We start from the raw sequence: 3,496 nt of genomic DNA on the forward strand, positions 1-3,496 counted from the left end.
CGGTGGGTGAGCGACTTCTTTTTATTTGTTTATTAATATAACACTATCAAAAGGCTTGGTCTAATCAGATCAAGCCTTTTTTAGTACCAAAACTACCTGCCGGTAGGTCTCGGCGGCCTGATCGAGCCGGCCCTGCCGACGGTGCAGCCGGCCCAGGTTGGACAGCGCCCGGGCCTGCGCCGCCCGGTCGCCGAGCGCGCGCGCCGCCGACACCGCCGAAGCCGTGACGGTGACCGCCTCGGCCACCGGACCGCCGGCGTCGAGATAGCGGAACAGCGTCTCGGCCAGGTCGACGGTGTGCCGGTGCCACCCGTGCGAGGTGCCGTAGGTGCAGGTGGCGGCGAGGTTGGGCCGCTCCGACTCGATCCAGGCCCGGGCGGTGTCCTGGTCGCCGGTGACCCAGACGCCGTCGGACCCCTCGGGATAGAGGACGTCCATCGCCGCCCTCGAACCGGTCAGGTAGTGGTCGAAGAGGCGGGTCAGCGCGTCGTTGCGGTCCGCGGCGGAGTCGTGCTCGGCGGAGAGCTCGGCGGCGTACGCCCGCAGCAGGTCGTGCATGCCGTAGCGCCCACCGGCCGCCTGCACCAGGCTGGCCCGGACCAGCGCGCCGAGCAGCCGCCGAGCCTCGCCGCGGCGCGTGCCGGTCAGCGCGGCCACGGCGTCGACGTGCACGTTCTCGCCGGGCTGCAGGCCGAGCAGCCGGAACGCGCGGGCCGCGTCGGCCGGCAGATTCTGGTACGACCAGGAGAACACCGCGCGCGGATCGGCCCGCGGGTCGCCGCCCGCGTCCAGCATGTCGAGCCGCTCCCGGTGATCGCCCAGCTCGGCGACCAGCTCCGCCAGCGACTCGTCGGTGCGCGCCGCGGCCAGCTCGGCGGCGATCCGCAGGGCCAGCGGCAGCCGGGCGCAGGCCGAGGCCAGCTCCGCTGCGGCGGACGGCTCACGGTCCACCCGGGCGCCGATCAGCCGGCGCAGCAGCCCGACCGCGTCCGGCAGGGGGAGCAGGTCGAGGTTGACCCGCTCGGCGCCGTGCACCGCCACCATGCCGGGCAGCGAGTCGCGGCTCGTGACCAGCACCAGGCACGACCCGGTGCCGGGCAGCAGCGGCCGGACCTGCTCCACCGAGGACGCGTTGTCCAGCAGCACGAGCATCCGCCGGGCGGCCAGCTCGGAGCGGTACCGGGCGGCCCGTTCGTCGACCCCCGGCGGGATTTCCGGGCCGCGGACGCCGAGCGCGGTGAGGAAGCCGGCCAGCGCGTCGGCGACCGCCACCGGCTGCTCGGCGTCGTAGCCGCGCAGGTTCACGTACAGCTGGCCGTCGGGGAAGGAGTCGCGGACGCGATGGGCCCAGCGCACCGCCAGGGCCGATTTGCCGACCCCGGCCGTACCCGAGACCAGCGCGATCGGCAGCGGCGGGTCCTCGCCGCTGGGCGGCGCCAGCAGGCCGTCGAGCAGGGCCAGTTCCGGGGTACGCCCGGTGAAGGCGCGCACGTCAGCGGGCAGTTGCGACGGCATCGAGCCGGTCGCGGCGGCCTGCGCCTCGGCGACCGGGGAAGCGACGGAGCCGGTGGCGGGGGAGGCGACCGGCGCGTCGAGGCCCGGGTCGGCGGCCAGGATCCGCTCGTGCATCCGTCGCAGCGACGCGCCGGGGTCGCTGCCCAGCTCGTCGGCGAGGCTGCGGCGGATCCGCCGGTACTGCTCGTCGGCATCAGCCTGGCGGCCGCAGCGGTAGAGCGCGAGCATCGACTGCTCCGCCAGCCGCTCGTCCAGCGGATGCTCGGCGACCGCGGCGGCCAGCGCCGGCAGCAGCTCGCCGTGCCGGCCCAGCCGGAGCAGCACGTCGTTGCGGTCCAGCTCGGCGGCGATCCGCTCGCTGAGCAGCGTCTGGCGCATCGAGGCCAGCCACGGGGTGTCCAGGCCGGCGAACGGCTCACCGCGCCACAGCTCGAGGGCCTCGGTGATCAGCTCGTCGGCCGCCCGGTCGGACTCCGCCGTCCGCGCCAGCGTGACCAGCCGGCGGAAGCGGTGCAGATCGACCGCCTGCGGGTCGGCGGTCAGCAGGTAGCCGCTCGGCTGGCGTTTGATCTCGACGCCGTCGGCATCGGCGACGGCGCGCCGCAGCCGGGAGAGGTAGCTGTAGAGCGCACTGGACGCCCGCTGCGGCGGGTCCTCACCCCAGACCCGGTCGATGAGCTGGTCGACCGTGACCGGGCGGCCCGCCTCGACGAGCAGCACACCCAGCACCGACCGCTGCCGGGAATGCCCCAGGTCGACGGACCGGCCGTCGATCCGGGCCTCCACTGAGCCGAGAACCCCGAACTCCGCCGCCAACCGACCTCAGCACCCCTCTCGCAAAGAACGTGTTCACCAGGGGATTCAAGATATCCACAAGGTCCGCTACGAGTCTCCCACGCTTCGCACAAGGTCCGCTGTCAATCATCTATCTCGTTGCATGAACCAGATCGCCGGCCCCGAGTACGCGGAGCGTACGGGGGATTCGGGTCCGGAGCGATCTTGGTCACGCACACGGGGCGTGCACCGCCAGTCACGGGGGCCGGCGGCGCACGGGGGCGGCCAGGGTGCGCACCGCCGGTCACGGGGGCCGGCGGTGCACCCTGGCCCGTCCTACGTTCCGGTCCTACTTCCAGTCCTGCTTCCCTGGCTCGATCCCGGCGATGTTCGCCGCCTCGTCCGGGTCCGGCGTGGTCGTCGACAGGAACGCCTGCAGGACTTCCACGGCAACGTCCGGCGCGAGCCGCTTGAGGCTCATCGCGAGGACGTTCGCGTCGTTCCAGAGCCGGGCGCCCCTGGCGATCCACGGGTCCCAGGCGAGCGCGGCGCGCACCCCGGGCACCTTGTTGGCCGCGATCGCCGTGCCGGTGCCGGTCCAGCACATCACCACGCCGAAGTCCGCACGACCCTCGACGACGGCCCGGCCCACGAACCGGCCGAGATCGGGCCAGCTCTGCTCGCTGCCGGCCTCACTACTGGGCTCACTGCCGGGCCGGACGATCTCGTGACCGGCGTCGGCGAGGGCCTGCAGCACGGCCCCGGTGGTCTCGTTCTCGTCGTCGCTGGCAAACGCGATCCGCATCATTGGATGGTAAAGGCGTCCTTGAAGACCACCGCGTCGCGGACGTTCTTCTGCACCGCGACCGCGGCGAACAGCGTCATCGCGAAGGCCAGGCCGTAGAAGCCCTTTTCGCTCAGCGCCATCGCGCTGTTCCACAGGCCGACCGTCAGCATCACCATCGCCAGGCCGACCACCGCCCACGCCAGGCCCAGATACAGCGCGGTGACGGGCAGCCCTTCGGCGCGGTCGCGGACCGACTTCTGCAGGGAGATCGCAGCGAACACGCCCAGCACCAGCACCGCGGCGTAGAAGCCCTTCTCACTCCTGGTCATCGTGGCGTTCCACAGGCCGACCACGAAGGACACGAGGCCCAGCAGCAGCGCCGCCCAGGAGGCGCCGACGAAGGCGGCAGTGGGTTTGATC

3 protein-coding genes are annotated in these 3,496 nt (G+C 72.5%); all 3 read right to left on the reverse strand.

The features are described from left to right. Positions 1-69 precede the first annotated feature (69 nt). Positions 70-2,331 carry a BTAD domain-containing putative transcriptional regulator gene (locus AB0M20_RS32815; protein WP_364304218.1) on the reverse strand — a complete coding sequence of 754 codons (2,262 nt, stop codon included), beginning with the start codon at positions 2,329-2,331 and terminating at the stop codon, positions 70-72. 307 nt (positions 2,332-2,638) lie between these two features. Then, positions 2,639-3,094 carry an RpiB/LacA/LacB family sugar-phosphate isomerase gene (locus AB0M20_RS32820; RefSeq protein WP_364304220.1) on the reverse strand — a complete coding sequence of 152 codons (456 nt, stop codon included), beginning with the start codon at positions 3,092-3,094 and terminating at the stop codon, positions 2,639-2,641. Further along, positions 3,094-3,495 (reverse strand): inner membrane protein YiaA, encoded by a 402-nt coding sequence (gene yiaA / locus AB0M20_RS32825; protein WP_364304222.1) that lies wholly within the window; start codon positions 3,493-3,495, stop codon positions 3,094-3,096. The genes AB0M20_RS32820 and yiaA overlap by 1 nt, the downstream gene beginning before the upstream one ends. Position 3,496: the final 1 nt, after the last annotated feature.

Source organism: Actinoplanes sp. NPDC051633 (assembly GCF_040681735.1).
Lineage (GTDB): Bacteria > Actinomycetota > Actinomycetes > Mycobacteriales > Micromonosporaceae > Actinoplanes.